Below are 20,142 nucleotides of genomic sequence, written 5' to 3'. Positions count from 1 at the left end.
CAATCCAAATTCTTACATAATGGCACAATTTAGCAACTATATTCTGGTGTGCGGCGGGACAGGCTGTCGTGCATCACAAAGCGAACTTATACTGGAAAACTTAAAGGAAGCGGTCAAACAAAACGGGTTACAGGAGAGCGTACAAGTGATCCGAACCGGTTGTTTCGGCTTCTGCGAGAAAGGCCCTGTAGTAAAGCTGATCCCGGATAATACATTTTATGTAGAAGTAAAACCGGAAGATGCGGACGATATAGTAAACGAGCATCTGGTAAAAGGACGCAAAGTAGAACGTTTACTCTATGTAAATCCGGAGACGAACGAGCAGATACTCGACTCCAAGCATATCAACTTCTATAAGAAACAGTTACGCATAGCCTTACGCAACTGCGGTTTCATCAATCCGGAAAACATCGACGAATACATCGCCCGTGACGGTTATATCGCCCTGGGGAAAGCCCTTACGGAAATGACTCCCGATGAAGTGATCAAAGAAATCATGGATAGCGGCCTTCGGGGCAGAGGGGGCGGCGGTTTCCCGACCGGACTCAAATGGCAGATAACCCGGAAGGTGCAGGCTCCGCAGAAATATGTAGTCTGTAATGCCGACGAAGGCGACCCCGGTGCATTCATGGATCGTTCTATCCTGGAAGGTGATCCGCATTCTATTGTTGAAGCGATGGCTATCAACGGATACTGCACCGGAGCAAGCAAAGGGCTTGTCTATATCCGTGCCGAATATCCGCTTGCCGTAGAACGATTGAAGATAGCCATCCAGCAGGCCAAGGAATACGGACTTCTGGGTGAAAATATCTTCGGAACGGACTTCTCTTTTGATATTCAGATACGTTACGGAGCCGGAGCTTTCGTCTGCGGGGAAGAAACAGCCTTGATCCACAGTATGGAAGGACTCCGCGGGGAAGCAACCGTCAAGCCGCCGTTCCCCAGTGAATGCGGATATAAAGGTTGTCCGACCAACGTGAATAATGTGGAGACCTATGCCAATATCCCTGTTATCCTGCTGAAAGGAGCCAAATGGTTCAGTAGTATAGGTACCGAGAAAAGTAAAGGGACGAAGGTTTTCGCCCTCGCCGGAAAGGTCAACAATGTCGGCCTGATAGAGGTACCGATGGGAACAACCCTTCGTGAAGTTATATTCGGTATCGGCGGAGGTATAAAAGACGGGAAGAAATTCAAAGCCGTACAGACCGGAGGACCTTCGGGCGGCTGTCTAACGGAGAAACACCTCGACCTGCCTATCGACTATGATAACCTGATAGCAGCCGGTTCGATGATGGGATCGGGGGGTATGATCGTTATGGACGAAGACGACTGTATGGTCGCTATGGCCAAGTTCTATCTCGATTTCACGGTAGAAGAGTCATGCGGCAAATGTGCTCCGTGCCGTATCGGAAACAAGCGTCTGCACGAAATGCTTCAAAAGATAACTACCGGAAGAGCCAATGTAGACGATCTCGACAAACTGCGTAACCTGGCAATGGTAATCAAAGACACCGCTCTCTGCGGGCTGGGGCAGACCTCGCCTAATCCTGTTCTTTCCACGCTGGATAACTTCTATGAGGAATATCTGGCGCATGTCGATGAACAACGTTGCCCATCGCACCAGTGCCGCGAACTTACCCAATACTTCATCAATCCGGAGAAATGTAAAGGATGCACCATGTGTGCCCGTATCTGTCCGGTTCATGCCATCACCGGTAGCCGGAAAGTACCTCACACGATCGATTCGGAAGTATGTATCCGTTGCGGGTCATGTATAGAGAAATGTAAGTTCGATGCTATTTACGTACATTAAATAAGTTGATAGTCGATAATGGACAGTTGACAGATAATCATATGGAAAATATAAAGCTAACAATAGATAACAGGGAAGTGGAAGTACCAAAAGGTACGACCGTTCTCGACGCAGCAAGGAGCATGGGGATCCGTATACCGACTCTTTGCCACATGAAACTCGAAGATCTGCATTATGAAAACAATCCCGGTGCCTGCCGTATCTGCGTAGTTGAAATAGAAGGCCGCCGCAACCTGGCTCCGTCCTGTAAGACGGAATGTACCGAAGGAATGGTCGTTAGAACCCACACGCCGCGGGTGATGAATGCCCGTAAGACTGTGATGGAACTGATCTTGTCGAACCATCCGGCCGGTTGCCTTACCTGTAGCAGCAACGGTTATTGCGAACTCCAGACAATCGCCCACGACCTGGGCATACGGGAAATAAGATACCAGGGCGAACAGTCCACCTTTGAGATAGACCGTTCGCCGTCCATCGTACGCAACATGAATAAATGTATCATGTGCCGCCGGTGCGAAACCATGTGCAACAGTATACAGACCGTCGGTGCGCTGACCGCCGTCAACCGTGGCTTCAATGCTGCCGTTTCAACAGCTTTCGAGCGTGATATTGCGGGTAGTACCTGCTCTTATTGTGGACAATGCGTTTCGGTTTGTCCGGTAAATGCCTTGAGCGGACGCAATACCCAACAACCCGTACTGGATGCATTGGCTGACCCGACCAAGATCGTGATTGCCCAAACGGCCCCGGCAGTCCGTACGGCTCTCGGACGTGATTTCGGTTGCGAACCGGGAACACTGGTTACCGGAAAGATGGTATCCGCCCTTCGCCAGTTAGGTTTCGATTATGTGTTCGATACGGACTTTGCCGCCGACCTGACCATTATGGAAGAAGGTACGGAGCTGTTGCAACGACTCAGTAAATACCTGTCGGGCGACGAGGAAGTGAAAATACCGATGATGACGAGCTGTTGCCCCGGTTGGGTCAGTTTCGTCGAGCAGCATTTCCCGGAATTACGGGATAACCTTTCGACCGCCAAGAGCCCGCAACAAATGTTCGGTGCCATTGCCAAAAGCTACTTTGCAGAGAAGCTGGGCGTCGATCGTAAGGATATTATCGTAGTATCCATCATGCCTTGCCTGGCTAAGAAGTATGAAGCCAGCCGTCCGGAGTTTGCCGAGGATGGTAATCCGGATGTAGACATTTCCATTTATACACGCGAACTGGCTCGCCTGATCCGTTACGCAAATATCAACTTCAACGAACTTCCCGACAGCGACTTCGACCATCCGCTCGGTGAGTCGACCGGTGCCGGGGTGATCTTCGGAACAACGGGTGGGGTGATCGAAGCAGCCTGCCGTACGGCTTACGAACTATATACGAAGAAGCCGCTCGAAAAGATCGAGTTCAAGGAGTTGCGCGGCCTGGAAGGTATCCGTAGCGGAACGATCAACTTTGACGGCGTTCCGGTGAAGATCGGTATCGCTCACGGCCTGGGAAATGCCCGTAAACTGGTAGAGGAGGTGAAAAGTGGAAAATCACCTTACCATGTCATCGAGGTGATGGCTTGTCCGGGTGGCTGTATCGGCGGTGGAGGGCAGCCCTTCCATCAGGGCCGTATAGAGGTCTTACGTAAACGTGCTGCAGCCCTTTACAGCGAAGACGAGAGCAAGCCCCTTCGTAAGAGCCATGAAAACCCGTATATCCAGCAGTTATATAAAGAATATCTGGGTGAACCTTGCGGGCCGAAAGCACATAAGTTATTACATACCCATTACTTCGACCGCAAAGAAGTGATCAATATGTTTCTGGAAACCGATAAAGACAAATAAGCATGGAAAAGATACATTTGCCCCAACCTAAAGTAAAGGAACTTCATGCCGTATGCAAAGAGCATGACAATGATCCCGGCGAACTGATCAATATCCTGCACGCCGCACAGGAAATATTCGGTTATCTTCCCCGCGAAGTGCAGGAAATGGTAGCGGCCGAACTACATATTCCCGTATCGCGGGTGTATGGTGTCGTTACCTTTTATTCCTTCTTTACCATGACTCCGAAAGGAAAATATCCTATTTCCGTCTGTCTGGGAACGGCCTGCTATGTGCGGGGAGCTGAAAAAGTATTGGATGAATTCCAACGCCAGCTGGAAATAAAAATAGGGGAGACAACCCCCGACGGATTATTCTCCCTCGACTGTCTGCGTTGTGTGGGTGCCTGTGGACTGGCGCCCGTTGTAACGATCGGAGGAAAGGTGTACGGAAGAATTACCCCCGAAAAGGTGCGGGATATCTTGTCGGAATATTATATCCGGGAAGAATAAAAGTTTTTTGCAAAAGTGCCTTCATGGGTTCATATGAGCTTCTTGGGTTTTGAATATTATGGCATAACGATATGAAGGCACTTCTTTCGGCGGGTTCATTTCCGCCTTCATGCTGTGGCAGATGACAGATTGCGTTGCAGATAAAAGCAAGTATCTGCAATACCTTAATTCGTTTATTATCTGTTATATACGGCTAAAGGTGGCAGATGGCAGATAACTTTGAAAAACATTTGTGTAGAGAAGAATATAAGCTCATATTATAGTAAAGGGAAGCAAGCCGTTAACAACTAGCTTGTTTCCCTTTACTTTTTATCTCAAAGATGTATAGAAACTAATTTAAAAGTAGTAACAAAGAAAAGCCAGCCTGTACACCGTAATTCAACAAGGTGTACAGGCTGGCTTAGTATGGTGTACACTCTAATCGATTATCCTGTACACCCTGGCAATAATAAGTCCTATCCTTTAAATTAGTTAGTCCAGACTTGCCTGTTAGTTATTAGTGACCAACCGGTTAGAAGCGGCTGATAGAACCGCCACCACCTGAGCGGCCTCCTCCCCAGGAACCTCCGCCACCGCCAAAGCCTCCCCCGAAGCCCCCGAAACCGCCACCTCGTCCGCCGCCGCCAATAATGACAGGGCCGGTACTGCGTCTCAGTCGACTGATATTACGGTTCTTCTTTTCGGTATAACCACAATTCTTGCATCTGTAAGTGTCTTCAGCCAGCCCTTCCGAATTGTAGGTAGCACGCTGTATGACTTGCTGGCCTACATATACCAACGTTTTCTGTCCGCAACGGGGACAAATACGGGGGCGGTATTTCAGGAAAGAGACCAGGATAAAGATCCCGGCAGGAAATACTACGATCATTATCAGGAATAACCACAGAAACATATCGTCACCTTCTGCCTGCCGATTGCGTTGGCCTGTCATGGCGGCACGCTCATAGTCGCTGGCCATCAGGTATTCCTTTACGGCGGCAACGCCTTTCAGCATACCGGTACTATAATCGCCGGCTTTCAGGTCGGGGATCATGTATTTCTGTTGCAGGCGGTAGGTGATGGCATCCGGAAGTACACCTTCCAAGCCGTAACCTGTCTCGAAAACGACGGAGCGTTGGGTAGGTTCGGTGACAAGCTGTATTAACAGGCCGTTATCTTTCCCTTTCTTTCCCAGTCCCCAGTGTTGGAACAGGTCGGTGGCAAACATGCGGGCGTCGTTATCACCGATACTTTCCACAGCGACAACGGCTACTTCTATTCCCAAGCTGTCTTCTACAATCTGCAAAAGGCGGTTGATACGGTCTACATCCTGCGGCTGGATGATCCCGTCCGGGTTGCTCACATGATTATACCGGTCGGAGAGGCGTACGTTGGGTATTGTCTCGACCGTATAATCCGTTGCAGCAGAAAGATGTAACGGGAAAAGAGACACCAGCAACAAACCCGTAAGCAGGAGAGCCAACAGATGCCGTCCTACCGGTATTTTATTCAGATTTTTCATTTGTTATCTGAACTTATCGGATTAAAATTCAACCTTTGGAGCTTTCTCCGCACCGCTTTCCGCACTGAAATAGGCTTTAGGCTGGAAACCGAACATTCCGGCCAATACGTTGGTCGGGAAGCTACGGATATATGTATTATAGGATTGTGCTGTTTCATTGAAACGTTTACGTTCCACAGAGATACGGTTTTCGGTACCTTCCAGTTGCGCCTGCAATTCGGAGAAGTTCTGGTTGGCCTTCAAGTCCGGATAACGTTCAATTACGAGCATCAGGCGGGAGAGGGCACTGCTCAGTTCGCCCTGTGCGGCCTGGAACTTCTTCATCGATTCTTCATTCAGGTTGGAAGGATCGATCGTTGTCTTGGTTGCTTCAGCGCGGGCACTCACTACACCTTCCAGTGTTTCTTTTTCGTGTGTAGCGTATCCTTTTACTGTATTTACCAGGTTTGGTATCAAATCCATACGGCGCTGGTACTGGTTCTCCACCTGACTCCAGGCAGTTTTTACTCCTTCATCCTGCGTAACCATTGTGTTGTATGTGCCTTTCACCCAGGAGTAACCGGCAAATAGAAGTACCACGACAATGGCAAGTGTAATCCACAAAGCTTTGTTCTTAAACATTTTCTTTTTGCTTTAATTGTTATACATAGTTCTGCAAAGCTATATAAAAAACAGGATAGTATAAAGTTTGGTTTTATAGAATTGAGGATTAGTTCGAATCTTTCATATCTAAACCTATTTGTGCTTACCTTTATAGACTCTGCCTATCTCCCGATAAATAAAACTTATCGCTTTCGTAAATATATCTTAATAAAATATATCTACATTTGTGCTAATTATAACTTAATCAACCAATAATTATGCGCAACACTAGTCTTACGAAGATGGCAGTATTTCCTGTCGGGCTACTTACGTTAGCTTTAACATTGCCTTCTTGCTCGTCTAACGACTACAAGAAACATGAAGGTGATAAGGCAAAACAGGTAGCATCTATCATTCGCAACAACGGATGTCTGGAATGTCACTCAGCCACCGCAAACATTCCTTTTTACGGTAAACTTCCGATCATCGGCCCGGTTGTACAGGCGGATATGAAAGAAGGAACGCATTATCTGGATCTTACCGCTATGATGACTGCCCTCGACAACGGACAGCCTGTTACCGAAGTGGATCTGGCTAAAGTGGAGAACACGGCACTCAGCGGCTCAATGCCTCCTGCCAAGTATTACACCATGCATTGGGGTACAAACCTGAATGACGATGAAAAAGCGGTTATTATCTCCTGGGCTAAAGAAGCCCGTAAAAACAAGTATGTATCGCCTACTGTAGCTGAAGAGTTTGCCAACGAACCGGTTCAACCGCTGATGGCTTCCATCCCGACCGATCCGGCTAAGGTGGCTTTAGGATTCGACTTGTATCACGATACCCGTTTATCGGGTGATAACACAATCTCTTGTGCTACTTGTCACGGTCTGAATACTGGCGGAGTAGACCGCAAACAATATTCAGAAGGTATCGACGGACAATTCGGTGGAGTAAATGCACCGACTGTCTACAATGCCGCACTTAACTTCGTGCAGTTCTGGGACGGACGTGCTGCCGACCTGAAAGAACAAGCAGCCGGCCCTCCATTGAATCCGGTTGAAATGGGTAGCCATTCATTCGATGAGATCTGTGCCAAGCTGGCTGACGATAAAGAACTGAGCAAACGTTTCCTTGAAGTATTCCCGGAAGGTTTCACAGAATCGACTGTTACCGAAGCAATCGCTGAATTCGAAAAGACATTGCTTACTCCGAGCCGTTTCGATAACTACCTGAGAGGTGACAAGAACGCTCTTACAGCTGAAGAACTGGAAGGTTACCAGTTGTTTAAAGACAACAAATGTGCCACTTGCCACGTAGGTATGAACCTCGGCGGACAGTCGTACGAATATATGGGTATCAAGGATAATTACTTCGATTACCGCGGTACCGGCCTGACGGATGGTGATAACGGACGTTGGTCTGTAACGAAGAACGAAGCTGATCGTCATAAGTTCAAAACACCGACTTTGCGTAACGTCATGCTGACACCTCCGTACATGCACGACGGTTCGATCACTACGATTGAAGATGCTATCCAGGTAATGCATGAATTCCAGATCGGAAAACATATTTCGGATGCTGAAACAGCTAAGATCGTTGCCTTCCTGAATACGCTGACCGGCGAATATGACGGGAAGTTGCTTCAATAATACAAATTAGTTATTATATTTGCACATGCCCTTTCGTCTGATCCATATCGCTCTCCTGTTTATTGCTTTGCAAAGCATAGGGGGAGCGTGGGGGCAGGAGGAAGGGCTTGCTTCTTATTATCATGAGCGTTTTCATGGCCGTAAATCATCCAGTGGACGCATTCATGACAAAAACGAACTGGTTGCCGCCCATCGTACGTATCCTTTCGGTACTTTCCTGCGTATCACCAATCTGGATAATATGAAGTCTGTGATCGTTTGTGTCACCGATCGCGGCCCGCACCGTAAAGGAAGGATTATCGATGTATCTGCCAGTGCAGCTAAATTACTGGGATTTAAGAAGAAAGGAATAGCCCGTGTCCGCCTGGAAGAGGTGCCTTGTGCAATCGATCTTCGTTACCTGGATCTGATCTATCCCAAATGTCCGGCTTACCTCGACACCGACCATTTGCAGCCTACGCCACCTTACCGCATGAAAATAAGACGCTAAAGGGCTTCTAATCAAAATCTAATTTCATTTAAGAGTATTCTAATCGATTACATAAGGCCAAAACACGGCCTGCTTATACCTTTGCTTCCAAAAAACAGAAGCAAATGGACAAACGAGTCATTCTCTTATCACTTCTTTTACAGGTATTTACCTTTACCTCCGGTGCTGAAAACCAACTAGTAAAACTTAATTTACAGGAAGCCGGACAGCGTTTTTCTACCTGCAACTTGGAACTGATTGCCGAACGTTATAACATCGACATGGCCGAAGCCGAAGTCATCCAGGCACGCCTCTTCGAGAACCCTGTTATCTCACTTGAACAGAATGTCTACAACCGCCTGAACGGCAAATATTTCGATATGGGACGCGAGGGGGAAGCGGTTGTCGAGGTCGAACAGCTTATCTATATTGCCGGACAGCGCAATAAACGTGTCCGTGTAGAAAAGCTGAATAAGGAAATGGCTGTCTATCAGTTTGAAGAAGTGCTTCGAACCCTACGAAGCGAACTTAACACCAAGTTCATCGAACTCTACTACACAGAGAAGTCTCTTTCCGTATACGATAAAGAGATCGACTACCTGCAACGGCTGCTCGGAGTAATGAAAGAGCAGAATGAGAAAGGAAATATATCATTGTTGGAGAAGTCGAGAATACAGGCGCTTCTTTTATCGCTGCAACAGGAGAGGAACGAGACTTCCAACCGGGTCATTTCCCTGCAGGGCGATATGAAGTTATTATTGGGACTGAATGCAACCGAAGTGTTCGAGCCTGTTTTCGACGAAGCGGTATTGAAGCAGGTGGATATTGCCTCTATTCCTTTTATCGAACTGAACAACCGCCTGGCCGAACGTCCTGATATAAAGATGGCACGCACCAATATACAGGTTTCCCGTGCCAATGTAAGTTTGCAAAAGTCGCTTGCCTTTCCTGAAGTCAGCCTGAAAGGAGCTTACGACCGGGCAGGTAATTTCTGCGACAACTACTTCGCTATCGGTTTGAGTGTCTCTGTCCCGATATTCAACCGTAACCAGGGAAATATCAAATCTGCCCGCCTTTCCGTCCTGCAAAACACGAACAGGGAAGAGTTGGCGCGTAAGCAGGCGGAGAACGAACTTTTCACCAGTTATGCACGTCTGGAGAAGGCCGTCAAGCTCTATAATACATCCAACTACGAACTGGAACGTGATTTTGAAAAGATCATCGACGGAGTGAACAGCAATTACAGTAAACGTAATATCAGCCTGCTCGAATTCATCGATTATTATCAGGCTTATAAAGAAACCTGCCTGCAACTTTATCAGACACAGAAGGATGTATTCCTTGCCATGGAAGATATCAACACTGTAACAGGTAGCGATGTATTCAACTATTAACGGATAACAAGATATAAATATGAAGAATAAGAATTGTATAGCATTAGCACTTTTACTACCCCTTCTTGTTGCCTGTGGCAGTAAGACTACCGGGGAAGAAGCCGGCACGGCCCCCCTTATGTTGACCGACAGCCTACAGAAAGTCGTATCTGTCGAAACCGTGCATGAGATCCCTCTCAACAACGAACTGATCCTGAACGGCCGTGTCAGCTTCAACCCCGAACAAGTGGCAAATGTGTATCCTATCTTCGGTGGAAATGTATCTGCTGTGAATGTGGAAGTAGGCGACTATGTGAAGAAGGGCGATATACTCGCCGTGATCCGCAGCAGCGAGGTGGCCGATTACGAAAAGCAACGCAAAGAGGCTGAACAGCAATCGATCCTGGCAAACCGTAACCTGGAAGCCGTAAAGGATATGTTCCGTAGCGGCATGTCGTCCGAGCGTGATGTGCTTCAGGCGGAACAGGAAGTGAGCAATGCGCGTGCCGAGCAAAAACGGATCGAAGAGGTTTATTCCATCTATCATATCTCTGGCAATTCAGTGTATGAGATAAAAGCGCCTGTATCCGGTTTTGTGATAGAGAAGAATGTAAGCCGTAACATGCAGATACGTTCTGACCAAACGGAGGAGTTGTTCACGATCTCCGGTCTGGACAATGTGTGGGTGATGGCCGATGTGTACGAAAGCGATATCAGTAAGGTACGCGAAGGAGCTCCGGTACGTATCACCACGCTGGCATACAGGGACAAGGAGTTTACCGGAACGATAGACAAAGTATATAACATCCTGAACGACGAAAGTAAGACCATGAGCGTACGCGTCAAACTGAAGAACGACGACTATATGCTTAAACCTGCTATGTTTACCAACGTCTATGTACAAAACAACCAGGAAGGGGAGGTGATGCCCTGTGTAAATTCCCGCGCCGTCATCTTCGAGAACGGCCGCCATTATGTCGTATGTATCGACGCAAATAATGAACTGCATGCCTGCGAAGTGACCGTGTTCAAGCAGACAGAGAAGAACTGCTACCTGCAATCCGGGCTGAAAGAGGGCGACCGTATCATCGACAAGAACGCACTTCTGGTTTATAACGCTTTAAAGTAACCGAACCATGCATAAATTCATAGATAACATAATAGCCTTCTCGCTGAAGAATAAATTCTTTATCTTCTTCTGCACCGTTATTGCCATTATCGCCGGTGCCGTCAGCTTTATCCATACCCCTGTCGACGCCTTTCCCGACGTGACTAATACCAAGGTAACGATCATAACCCAATGGCCGGGACGCAGTGCAGAAGAGATAGAGAAGTTTATTACCATCCCCATCGAGATAGCCATGAACCCGGTACAAAAAAAGACGGATATCCGTAGTACCACACTGTTCGGGCTCTCGGTGATCAATGTGATGTTTGATGATGATGCCGACGATTTCTACGCCCGCCAACAAGTATATAACCTGTTGAATGACGCCGACTTACCGGAAGGTGTTACACCGGAAGTTCAACCTCAGTACGGCCCTACGGGTGAGATATTCCGTTATACCTTGCGAAGCGATAAGCGTTCCGTCCGTGAGTTGAAGACATTCCAGGATTGGGTGATCGAAAGGAAGCTGCGTGCCGTTCCCGGAGTGGCGGATATCGTGAGCTTTGGCGGTGAAGTAAAGACCTTTGAAGTGAGTGTCAATCCGAACCAACTGATTAATTATAACGTAACAACACTGGAGCTTTACGACGCTATTGCCAAGAGTAATATTAATGTAGGGGGCGACGTGATCACCAAGAGTTCGCAGGCCTACGTTGTTCGTGGTATCGGCCTGATCAACGATACGAAAGAGATCGAGAACATTGTCGTGAAGAACATTAACGGTACGCCTATCCTGGTGAAACATCTGGCAAGCGTACACGAGTCGAGTCTGCCGCGTCTGGGTCAGGTAGGCCGGATGGATGAAGACGATGTTGTGCAGGGAATCGTAGTCATGCGGAAAGGGGAGAACCCCGGCGAGGTGATCGCGGCATTAAAAGATAAGATAGCCGATATACAGGAAAACGCCCTGCCGGAAGACGTGAAGATCGTCGCTTTCTATGACCGTGAAGACCTGGTAGATCTTGCCGTACGTACCGTAACGCATAACCTTATCGAAGGTATTTTACTTGTGACTTTCATTGTGTTGATTTTTATGGCAGACTGGCGTACAACGGTGATCGTATCCATTATCATCCCGTTGGCGCTGCTCTTTGCCTTTATCTGCCTGCGGGCCATGGGCATGAGTGCCAACCTGCTTTCGATGGGGGCGATCGACTTCGGTATTATTATCGACGGGGCGGTCGTAATGGTGGAAGGTCTCTTTGTGGCACTCGACAAAAAAGCGCGCGAGGTCGGTATGCCGGCATTCAACGTGATGAGCAAAATGGGATTGATCCGCCATACGGCAAAAGACCGGGCAAAAGCGGTATTCTTCTCCAAATTGATTATTATTACGGCTTTAGTTCCCATCTTCGCTTTCCAAAAAGTAGAAGGGAAGATGTTCAGTCCGCTGGCTTATACGCTAGGATTTGCTTTGCTGGGGGCTTTGATATTTACGTTGACGCTGGTGCCTGTGCTCTCGTCGATGCTGTTGAAAAAGAATGTGCGTGAAAAACATAACCCGTTCCTGTCGTGGGTAAATCGGGTATCCGTTTCTATATTTGACCGTTGCCATGCCCACAAGAAAGCGACGATCGGCATTGCTTCCCTGGTGGCTGCTGTCGGCTTGTGGAGCTTTACGCTGTTGGGTACAGAGTTTCTTCCCCAGCTGAACGAAGGTTCGATCTATATCCGTGCCACCTTGCCGCAAAGTATCTCGCTCGATGAGTCCGTCAAACTGGCCAACCAGATGCGTCGTGAACTGGCTTCTTATCCGGAAGTGCGCCAGGTTCTTTCGCAAACGGGACGCCCTAACGACGGTACGGATGCTACCGGCTTCTACAACATCGAATTTCATGTAGACATCTATCCCGAAAAGAAATGGGAAAGTAAACTCACCAAAGCCCAATTAATAGAGAAGATGGAAGACAACCTGGCAATCTATCCGGGCGTCGACTTCAACTTCTCCCAACCTATTACCGATAATGTGGAGGAAGCGGCCAGCGGCGTAAAGGGTTCTATTGCCGTGAAGGTATTCGGTAAAGACCTGTATGAGTCGGAGAAGAAAGCAGTGGAAGTCTACAAAGTCCTGCAAACCGTTGAAGGCATCGAAGACCTCGGGGTGATCCGTAATATCGGACAACCGGAGTTGCGTATCGAACTCGATGAGTCGCGCCTGGCCCGTTACGGTGTGGCCAAGGAAGATGTGCAGTCGATTATCGAGATGGCGATAGGCGGTAAGAGTGCTTCCCTGCTTTATGAAGATGAACGGAAGTTCAATATCATGGTTCGCTACGAATCCTCTTTCCGCCGGAGCGAGAACGAGATCGGAAAGATACTTGTCCCTGCCCGCGACGGCACAATGGTTCCCATCAAGGAACTGGCTGATATCCATACAATCACCGGCCCGCTGATCATCTACCGTGACAATCATGCCCGTTTCTGTGCCGTGAAGTTCTCTGTCCGTGGACGCGATATGGGAACGGCGGTAGCCGAAGCCCAGCAGAAAGTGAACAAACAGGTAAAACTCCCCGACGGCTATACGTTGAAATGGACGGGAGACTTCGAGAACCAACAACGTGCCACCAAACGGCTGGCACAGGTCGTTCCCGTCAGTATCGCCATTATTTTCGTGATCCTGTTCGTGCTGTTCGGCAATGCCCGCGATGCAGGGCTGGTGTTATTGAATGTGCCTTATGCAGCGGTAGGAGGGATCATCGCCCTTTTAATTACCCGCTTCAACTTCTCTATTTCGGCCGGAATCGGTTTCATCGCTCTGTTCGGTATCTGTATCCAGAACGGGGTTATCATGATCTCCGACATCAAAGGGAACCTGAAGGCACGAACGCCTTTGCCGGATGCCGTCAAACTAAGTGTGAAAGACCGGGTGCGTTCCGTATTGATGACGGCTTCAATGGCAGCAATCGGACTGATGCCGGCAGCGCTCAGTCACGGTATAGGTTCCGAAAGTCAGCGTCCGCTTGCCATTGTGATCATTGGAGGACTGATAGGGGCTACTTTCTTTACCCTCTTTGTCTTCCCGCTGATGGTAGAAGCTTTTTACAGCCGGATGCTGTATGATAAAGACGGAAAGTTATTACAACGTAGATTGTAAATAGTATATTTGCAGACGAAAGAATAAGTAATAAAAGATCAGATGGCTAAGATTTTATTGGTAGAAGATGAAGTGAATATCGCCTCATTCATAGAGCGGGGCTTACAGGAGTTCGGGCATGAGGTCAGCGTTGCCTACGATGGCATGGCGGCCTGGGAGTTACTGCGGAATGAGAATTTCCAATTCCTGATCTTGGATATTATCATGCCCAAGATGAACGGCTTGCAGCTGTGCCGCCAGTATCGCCAATTGTATGGATATCAGTCGCCGGTCATCATGCTAACAGCTCTGGGGACGACCGACGATATCGTTAACGGCCTGGATGCCGGGGCCGACGATTATCTGGTCAAGCCCTTCAGTTTCCAGGAACTGGAAGCCCGCATAAAAGCTCTTTTACGCCGGTCGGGAACGGATGCAGGTACAAGTACCCTGCAATGCGGCGATCTGAGTCTCGATCCGAACGGACACCGGGCAATACGTGGAAATACGGCGATCGACCTGACCGTAAAAGAATATCGCCTGCTGGAATACTTTATCCTGAACCAGGGAACAGCCTTGAATCGTCTGACCTTGTTGAAGCATGTCTGGGATAAGGACTTCGATACGAATACGAATGTCGTGGATGTCTACGTAAATTATCTCCGAAGTAAAATAGACAAGGATTTCGACCATAAACTGATCCGTACCGTTGTCGGTGTCGGCTATATGATGGAAGCATGAAGACAGGAAACAAGATCGCATTCTTTTATACGGCAATAACGGTCGGCGTCATTGCCATCGTCACGGTTGCTTTCTATTTCATCGCCACCAATTATATCAGCCGCCTGTATTATTCTTATCTGACGGAAAAGGCTTATGCCACCGCAGAGAAGCATTGGGAAAAGGATGAAGTAGACGAGGAAAGTTATGCCCGCATACAAAAACGGTATGAAGATACGTTGCCGGTAGCGACCGAGATACTGCTGAATGCCGATAGTATTGCCGAAACGCGCACTACATTATCGATCTATATGACGGAGAAAGAGATTGCCCGCCTTTATTCCGGCGAAGTGATCACTTTCCACGAAAAGGAGAAGATGGGGGCTGCCCTTTACTATCCGGATAATGAAGGCAACTTTATCGTCCTGGTGATATCCAATAACCAGTATGGCGGTGATATCCAGCAGCATATCGGCTGGCTATTGCTGGCTTTGATCGTTATAAGTGCCGTCCTGATCTATTTTGTCGGCAAGCTATATGCTACCCGCATGGTAGACCGTATCGATGCTGCCTACCAGAGTGAAAAGGCATTTATCAGCAACGCTTCGCATGAGTTGAACAATCCGCTTACGGCCATACAGGGAGAATGTGAGATCAGCCTGCTGAAGGAGCGTACACCTGCCGAATACCAGGCTGCATTAAAACGTATCGCATCCGAAACCAAACGCATCATCCAGCTGATGAAGCATCTTCTTTTCCTGTCCCACGGCGATAAGGAGATACTAAAGAATGCGACTGAAACGATCATGTTGGCCGACTTCCTGATGCAATTTGTCGGTAACCGCATCCGGTTTACTACCGATACTTTCGCTTTTTGCCTGAATGCAAATCCGCATCTATTGAAGATGGCAATAGGCAATATCCTGAATAATGCCTGCAAATACTCCGGAGAAGAACCGGTTGAAATGCGTCTGCGTGGTTCCGTCCTCGAAATCAAAGATACGGGAATAGGTATTCCACCGGAGGAACTGAAGCGTGTTTACCAGCCTTTCTACCGTGCCACCAACACCCGCGAGTTTGCCGGACATGGGATAGGACTGAGTTTATCCCTGCGCATTCTATCTACATATGGTGCTAAAGTAGACATCGATTCCGAGGTAAATAAAGGTACAAAAGTAACTATAGACTTTGGATAATAATAGATACCTTATTATTTGTTTGTTGGGAAATAATCTCTATCTTTGACGCAGTATTTAACAACTAAAACCCGGTTACTATGAGTGTAAAAGAAAATGCAGGAGAGTTTTTCCTTGATATTGCTAAATTGGTATTTGGAGGAATTATTCTCAGTGGTATTGTAAATGAACCTATTAATAAATGGGTTATCTATAGTTTAGGAGTATTCTTCTCATTTTTATTAATAATGATTGGATTTGTTTTGATTGATAGTTCTAAAAAGAAGGAGGTAAAGTCATGAATATCTATGTATATATGATCCTTTCGGTTATAATTGTAACCGTGTTATCTTTTGTCAAGTGGGTAGATATAAGGGATCGCAAACTGGAAGAAAAGAAACGGGAAAAAGAGAAACAAAATTCTAACGAATAATTTCATCGGGCCCTGCTAAATAATACTTAGCGGGGCCTGTTATTTTCAGATCTTCGGGACGTACTCCTTCCGCTTCTTCGGTAATCATCGATCTGCAATTTACCTATGATTACATTGTAGAAAAGTAGTGCTTTTATTTATAATTGTGACTGTCTTTTCAACATTCGGTACATTTAATCTGTTTTAATAAAAAACAAATAATATGTCATATAAGATCGCATTTTTTGGAGCTAAACCGTACGATATAGCTTCTTTCGATAAAGTAAACGAAAAGTATAATTATGATATCCGGTATTACAAAGGGCATCTTAATCCCAATAATGTCGTTCTGACTCAGGATGCCGATGCTGTTTGTATCTTCGTCAATGATACAGCCGATGCAACGGTTATAAACGCATTGGTCGAGAACGATGTCAAGCTTCTGGCATTACGATGCGCCGGTTTTAATAATGTAGACCTGGCAGCAGCAAAAGATAAGCTTCCGGTTGTACGTGTCCCGGCTTATTCGCCCTATGCAGTGGCCGAGTATTCACTGGCATTAATGCTTTCGTTAAATCGCAAGATACATCGGGCCTACTGGCGTACCCGCGACGGTAACTTCTCATTAAACGGCCTGATGGGGTTCGATATGCACGGTAAGACGATTGGTATAATCGGAACAGGAAAGATCGCAAAGATATTGATCAAAATACTGAAAGGTTTTGGTATGCGCATCCTAGCTTATGACGTCTTCCCGGATCATAAATTTGCCGAAGAAGAAGGAATCACTTATACGACACTCGACGAATTGTACCGCGAATCGGATATTATTTCGCTGCATTGTCCGTTGACGGAAGAAACCCGTTATCTCATCAACGACAGTTCGATCGATAAAATGAAAGACGGTGTGATGATCATTAACACCGGTCGTGGACAACTGATCCATACCAATGCACTGATAGAAGGGCTGAAAGAAAAGAAGATTTCGGCAGCCGGACTGGATGTGTACGAAGAGGAAGGTGATTATTTCTACGAGGATAAATCCGACAAAATTATTGACGATGACGTACTGGCACGCCTGCTGTCGTTTAATAATGTGATCGTCACTTCGCATCAGGCCTTCTTTACCAAAGAAGCCATGCAAAATATTGCAGAAACGACCTTACAGAATATCGAAGACTTCCGTCTGAATCGTCCGTTAGTGAACGAAGTTATTCTATAAACAGACTATTTTTTTATCGCTGATTTATTATATTTTTGTGGCCATTGTCCGGTGTGAACCGAGCAATGGCTTTTTAAATGAATGAATTATGGTAGTAGATAATCAGACAGGACTTGTATTGGAAGGCGGGGGGATGCGTGCCATCTTCACGGTCGGTGTATTGGACTATTTTATGGATCATAATATCTGGTTTCCCTATACGATCGGCGTATCGGCAGGAGCCAGTAATGGCATTTCGTACGCTTCCCGGCAACGGGGACGTTCGCGTTACAGCAATATAGATCTGTTGAAGAAGTACAACTATATCGGCTTGCGTCATTTCCTGAGTGGAAGAGGGTATATCGATATGAAATATCTGTTCTATACTTATCCGGAACAGGATTATCCGCTCGACTTCGATACCTATTTCAAGTCGAAAGACCGTTTTGTGATGGTCACCAGTAACTGTCTGACCGGGAAAGCGGAATATTTTGAAGAAAAGAAAGATAAAAATCGCCTGGTAGATATCTGTTGCGCTTCCTGTTCGTTGCCTGTATTATGCCCAGTGGCGTATGTGGACGGTATTCCGATGGTGGACGGCGGTGTTTGTGATGCCATACCTATCCAGCGTGCCATTGATGATGGTTTCCATAAAAACGTCGTTATCCTGACCCGTAATAAAGGATACCGCAAAAAAGACAAAGACTTTTATCTTCCCGGCTTTATCTATAAACAATATCCGGCTATACGCGAACAGCTTAAAGTAAGATACAAGCGATATAATGAAGTACTCGATTACATCGATCAGCTGGAAGCGGAAGGGAAAGTATTCGTGATCCGTCCGGAAAATAAGATAGAGGTAGGACGCACGGAAAGTAATACGGAGAAACTGGAAGCCCTGTATGAGGAAGGATATGCGCTGGCAGAGCGTTTAGTAGGGGCAGCCATTACGGCCGCCCGCTAATATATCATTATTCCTTACATTCTTTGTGTAAGTCTTTGCTCAAACGCATAGCACAGAAGTTTGGGCCACACATCGTACAGTATTCACCGTCAGTAACAGCACTTTCTTTATAATACTGCAAAGCACGTTCCGGGTCGAGCGACAGGTTGAACTGGTCTTTCCAACGGAAGTCGAAACGCGCCTTACTCAAGGCATTATCACGAACCTGGGCTCCGGGATGTCCTTTGGCCAGGTCGGCAGCATGAGCAGCAATCTTATAGGCGACAACTCCGTTACGCACGTCTTCTTTGTTAGGCAGTCCCAAATGTTCTTTAGGCGTGACATAACAGATCATGGCTGTTCCATGCCAGGCAATCTGTGCCGCACCGATTGCAGAGGTAATATGGTCATAGCCGGGAGCGATATCCGTAGTGAGCGGGCCTAATGTGTAGAAAGGTGCTCCGTGGCAGGCATATTGTTGTTCTTTCATATTCTCATGGATCTTATTCATGGGAACATGGCCGGGGCCTTCTATAATAACCTGAACGAATTTCTCCCAGGCAATCTTTGTCAAGTCTCCCATTGCATGTAATTCGGCAAATTGTGCCGCATCGTTTGCATCATAGATAGAACCGGGACGAAGACCGTCGCCGATAGATACTGCCACGTCATAGCGGCTCAAGATATCACATATCTCGGCAAAGTGGGTATACAGGAAGTTTTCCTGGTCATGTATCTGCATCCATTTGGCCATAATCGAACCTCCGCGTGAAACGATACCGGATAAACGGGTAGCAGTCAGCTCGATATGTTTTTTCAATAATCCTGCATGGATCGTAAAATAGTCGACTCCCTGTTCGGCTTGTTCGATCAGTGTATCGCGATAGACTTCCCAGTTAAGCGCTTCTACATCCCCATTTACTTTTTCTAAAGCCTGGTAAATAGGAACAGTACCCATTGGAACCGGACAGTTACGGATGATCCACTCACGGGTTTCATGGATGTTATCGCCGGTAGAAAGATCCATCAAAGTATCACCCCCCCATTTGCAACTCCAAACCGCTTTTTCTATCTCTTCACTGATACCTGACGACAAAGCGGAGTTACCGATATTGGTATTGATCTTTACCAGAAACTTTTTCCCGATAATCATCGGTTCGGCTTCCGGATGATTAACGTTAGCCGGAATAATAGCACGGCCGGCTGCAATTTCCTTGCGGACAAAGTCGGGAGTGATATATGATTTCAATCCCAATGCTTCGATCTGCTGGTTCTCACGGATAGCTACATATTCCATTTCCGGGGTGATGATACGGCGTTTGGCATAGTACATCTGGGTGATATTTTTGCCTTCCTTTGCCCGGTAAGGCAGATAATGTTTCGGGAAACGTATTTTATCCAAGCTTTTGTCTTCCAAACGGCTACGGCCATATTCCGACGACAGTTGGCTTAACTGTTCGATATCCTTGCGTTTGCTGCACCATTCTTCGCGGATACGTGGAATACCGGCTGTTATGTCGATATTTATCTTCGGATCGGAAAAAGGGCCACTCGTATCGTAAACAATCACCGGATTGTTTTTCTTAAAGGTCTTTTCACCGTTCTCTTCAACAGTAACCGTATCCAGCAATTTGATCTTGCGCATTCCCACCTTGATCTTATTGATCTCTCCCGGTACATATATTTTCTCCGATGACGGATAGGTTATACGCATCGTGTTCTTCTTGTTTGCCATTG

The 20,142-nt window shown here is 47.0% G+C and carries 16 protein-coding genes; 13 read left to right on the top strand and 3 right to left on the bottom strand.

Annotated elements, in window-relative coordinates:
- Positions 1–19 precede the first annotated feature (19 nt).
- Genes HMPREF1212_RS11210 through HMPREF1212_RS11200 form a run of 3 tightly spaced genes read left to right on the top strand, consistent with a single transcriptional unit; the run spans position 20 to position 4,136 of the window.
- Entirely contained in the window at positions 20–1,813 is a 1,794-nt protein-coding gene (locus HMPREF1212_RS11210) for an NADH-ubiquinone oxidoreductase-F iron-sulfur binding region domain-containing protein (protein ID WP_028729361.1), read from the top strand.
- A gap of 41 nt (positions 1,814–1,854) precedes the next feature.
- Positions 1,855–3,645 carry an NADH-dependent [FeFe] hydrogenase, group A6 gene (locus HMPREF1212_RS11205; RefSeq protein WP_046150349.1) on the top strand — a complete coding sequence of 597 codons (1,791 nt, stop codon included), beginning with the start codon at positions 1,855–1,857 and terminating at the stop codon, positions 3,643–3,645.
- Between the two features lie 2 nt (positions 3,646–3,647).
- On the top strand, positions 3,648–4,136 hold the full coding sequence (locus HMPREF1212_RS11200) for an NADH-quinone oxidoreductase subunit NuoE family protein (RefSeq protein WP_028729359.1): 489 nt from the start codon (positions 3,648–3,650) through the stop codon (positions 4,134–4,136).
- A 511-nt stretch (positions 4,137–4,647) separates the two neighbouring features.
- Here HMPREF1212_RS11200 and HMPREF1212_RS11195 read toward each other — a convergent pair.
- Together HMPREF1212_RS11195 and HMPREF1212_RS11190 are read right to left on the bottom strand one after the other, a co-directional pair.
- A complete protein-coding gene (locus tag HMPREF1212_RS11195; RefSeq protein WP_046149408.1) occupies positions 4,648–5,637 on the bottom strand; it encodes a TPM domain-containing protein in 990 nt (329 codons plus the stop codon).
- Positions 5,638–5,658: 21 nt separating this feature from the next.
- Positions 5,659–6,258 carry a LemA family protein gene (locus HMPREF1212_RS11190; protein ID WP_046149407.1) on the bottom strand — a complete coding sequence of 200 codons (600 nt, stop codon included), beginning with the start codon at positions 6,256–6,258 and terminating at the stop codon, positions 5,659–5,661.
- Between the two features lie 239 nt (positions 6,259–6,497).
- Between HMPREF1212_RS11190 and HMPREF1212_RS11185 the strand changes: the two genes are divergently transcribed.
- The 10 genes from HMPREF1212_RS11185 (at position 6,498) to HMPREF1212_RS11140 (ending at position 18,426) form a co-directional block, all read left to right on the top strand.
- Positions 6,498–7,871: a cytochrome c peroxidase gene (locus HMPREF1212_RS11185; RefSeq protein ID WP_046149406.1), complete on the top strand. Its 1,374-nt coding sequence runs from the start codon at positions 6,498–6,500 to the stop codon at positions 7,869–7,871.
- A 25-nt stretch (positions 7,872–7,896) separates the two neighbouring features.
- Positions 7,897–8,361: a septal ring lytic transglycosylase RlpA family protein gene (locus HMPREF1212_RS11180; protein WP_046149405.1), complete on the top strand. Its 465-nt coding sequence runs from the start codon at positions 7,897–7,899 to the stop codon at positions 8,359–8,361.
- 104 nt (positions 8,362–8,465) lie between these two features.
- Entirely contained in the window at positions 8,466–9,734 is a 1,269-nt protein-coding gene (locus tag HMPREF1212_RS11175; protein WP_046149404.1) for a TolC family protein, read from the top strand.
- A 19-nt stretch (positions 9,735–9,753) separates the two neighbouring features.
- Complete coding sequence (locus HMPREF1212_RS11170; protein WP_028729353.1) at positions 9,754–10,842, top strand: efflux RND transporter periplasmic adaptor subunit; 1,089 nt, start codon at positions 9,754–9,756, stop codon at positions 10,840–10,842.
- A gap of 7 nt (positions 10,843–10,849) precedes the next feature.
- Complete coding sequence (locus HMPREF1212_RS11165; RefSeq protein WP_028729352.1) at positions 10,850–13,975, top strand: efflux RND transporter permease subunit; 3,126 nt, start codon at positions 10,850–10,852, stop codon at positions 13,973–13,975.
- A 42-nt stretch (positions 13,976–14,017) separates the two neighbouring features.
- Positions 14,018–14,695 carry a response regulator transcription factor gene (locus HMPREF1212_RS11160; RefSeq protein WP_028729351.1) on the top strand — a complete coding sequence of 226 codons (678 nt, stop codon included), beginning with the start codon at positions 14,018–14,020 and terminating at the stop codon, positions 14,693–14,695.
- Positions 14,692–15,870, top strand: coding sequence for a sensor histidine kinase (locus HMPREF1212_RS11155; protein ID WP_046149403.1), 1,179 nt, complete (start codon positions 14,692–14,694; stop codon positions 15,868–15,870). The genes HMPREF1212_RS11160 and HMPREF1212_RS11155 overlap by 4 nt, the downstream gene beginning before the upstream one ends.
- An 80-nt stretch (positions 15,871–15,950) precedes the next feature.
- Positions 15,951–16,151 (top strand): DUF6722 family protein, encoded by a 201-nt coding sequence (locus HMPREF1212_RS11150; protein WP_046149402.1) that lies wholly within the window; start codon positions 15,951–15,953, stop codon positions 16,149–16,151.
- 333 nt (positions 16,152–16,484) lie between these two features.
- On the top strand, positions 16,485–17,483 hold the full coding sequence (locus HMPREF1212_RS11145; RefSeq protein WP_028729348.1) for a 2-hydroxyacid dehydrogenase: 999 nt from the start codon (positions 16,485–16,487) through the stop codon (positions 17,481–17,483).
- A gap of 88 nt (positions 17,484–17,571) precedes the next feature.
- The gene (locus HMPREF1212_RS11140) at positions 17,572–18,426 is read left to right on the top strand and encodes a patatin-like phospholipase family protein (protein WP_046149401.1); all 855 of its coding nucleotides are present in this window, start codon (positions 17,572–17,574) and stop codon (positions 18,424–18,426) included.
- A 7-nt stretch (positions 18,427–18,433) separates the two neighbouring features.
- On the opposite strand, the gene thiC is transcribed toward HMPREF1212_RS11140, so the two are convergent.
- Positions 18,434–20,140: a phosphomethylpyrimidine synthase ThiC gene (gene thiC / locus HMPREF1212_RS11135; protein ID WP_028729346.1), complete on the bottom strand. Its 1,707-nt coding sequence runs from the start codon at positions 20,138–20,140 to the stop codon at positions 18,434–18,436.
- Between the last annotated feature and the right edge of the window lie 2 nt (positions 20,141–20,142).

Source organism: Parabacteroides sp. HGS0025 (assembly GCF_000969845.1).
In the GTDB taxonomy this organism is placed as follows: Bacteria; Bacteroidota; Bacteroidia; order Bacteroidales; family Tannerellaceae; genus Parabacteroides; species Parabacteroides gordonii.
Note: the sequence above shows the minus strand (reverse complement) of the source record. Positions and strands in the feature narration are given on the sequence as shown.

What these genes read in the sequence shown, in the direction of transcription:
- HMPREF1212_RS11210 (WP_028729361.1), top strand. Translation starts at nt 20, where the DNA reads ATGGCACAATTTAGCAACTATATTCTGGTGTGCGGCGGGACAGGCTGT.
- HMPREF1212_RS11205 (WP_046150349.1), top strand. Translation starts at nt 1,855, where the DNA reads ATGGAAAATATAAAGCTAACAATAGATAACAGGGAAGTGGAAGTACCA.
- HMPREF1212_RS11200 (WP_028729359.1), top strand. Translation starts at nt 3,648, where the DNA reads ATGGAAAAGATACATTTGCCCCAACCTAAAGTAAAGGAACTTCATGCC.
- HMPREF1212_RS11195 (WP_046149408.1), bottom strand. Translation starts at nt 5,637, where the DNA reads ATGAAAAATCTGAATAAAATACCGGTAGGACGGCATCTGTTGGCTCTC.
- HMPREF1212_RS11190 (WP_046149407.1), bottom strand. Translation starts at nt 6,258, where the DNA reads ATGTTTAAGAACAAAGCTTTGTGGATTACACTTGCCATTGTCGTGGTA.
- HMPREF1212_RS11185 (WP_046149406.1), top strand. Translation starts at nt 6,498, where the DNA reads ATGCGCAACACTAGTCTTACGAAGATGGCAGTATTTCCTGTCGGGCTA.
- HMPREF1212_RS11180 (WP_046149405.1), top strand. Translation starts at nt 7,897, where the DNA reads ATGCCCTTTCGTCTGATCCATATCGCTCTCCTGTTTATTGCTTTGCAA.
- HMPREF1212_RS11175 (WP_046149404.1), top strand. Translation starts at nt 8,466, where the DNA reads ATGGACAAACGAGTCATTCTCTTATCACTTCTTTTACAGGTATTTACC.
- HMPREF1212_RS11170 (WP_028729353.1), top strand. Translation starts at nt 9,754, where the DNA reads ATGAAGAATAAGAATTGTATAGCATTAGCACTTTTACTACCCCTTCTT.
- HMPREF1212_RS11165 (WP_028729352.1), top strand. Translation starts at nt 10,850, where the DNA reads ATGCATAAATTCATAGATAACATAATAGCCTTCTCGCTGAAGAATAAA.
- HMPREF1212_RS11160 (WP_028729351.1), top strand. Translation starts at nt 14,018, where the DNA reads ATGGCTAAGATTTTATTGGTAGAAGATGAAGTGAATATCGCCTCATTC.
- HMPREF1212_RS11155 (WP_046149403.1), top strand. Translation starts at nt 14,692, where the DNA reads ATGAAGACAGGAAACAAGATCGCATTCTTTTATACGGCAATAACGGTC.
- HMPREF1212_RS11150 (WP_046149402.1), top strand. Translation starts at nt 15,951, where the DNA reads ATGAGTGTAAAAGAAAATGCAGGAGAGTTTTTCCTTGATATTGCTAAA.
- HMPREF1212_RS11145 (WP_028729348.1), top strand. Translation starts at nt 16,485, where the DNA reads ATGTCATATAAGATCGCATTTTTTGGAGCTAAACCGTACGATATAGCT.
- HMPREF1212_RS11140 (WP_046149401.1), top strand. Translation starts at nt 17,572, where the DNA reads ATGGTAGTAGATAATCAGACAGGACTTGTATTGGAAGGCGGGGGGATG.
- thiC (WP_028729346.1), bottom strand. Translation starts at nt 20,140, where the DNA reads ATGGCAAACAAGAAGAACACGATGCGTATAACCTATCCGTCATCGGAG.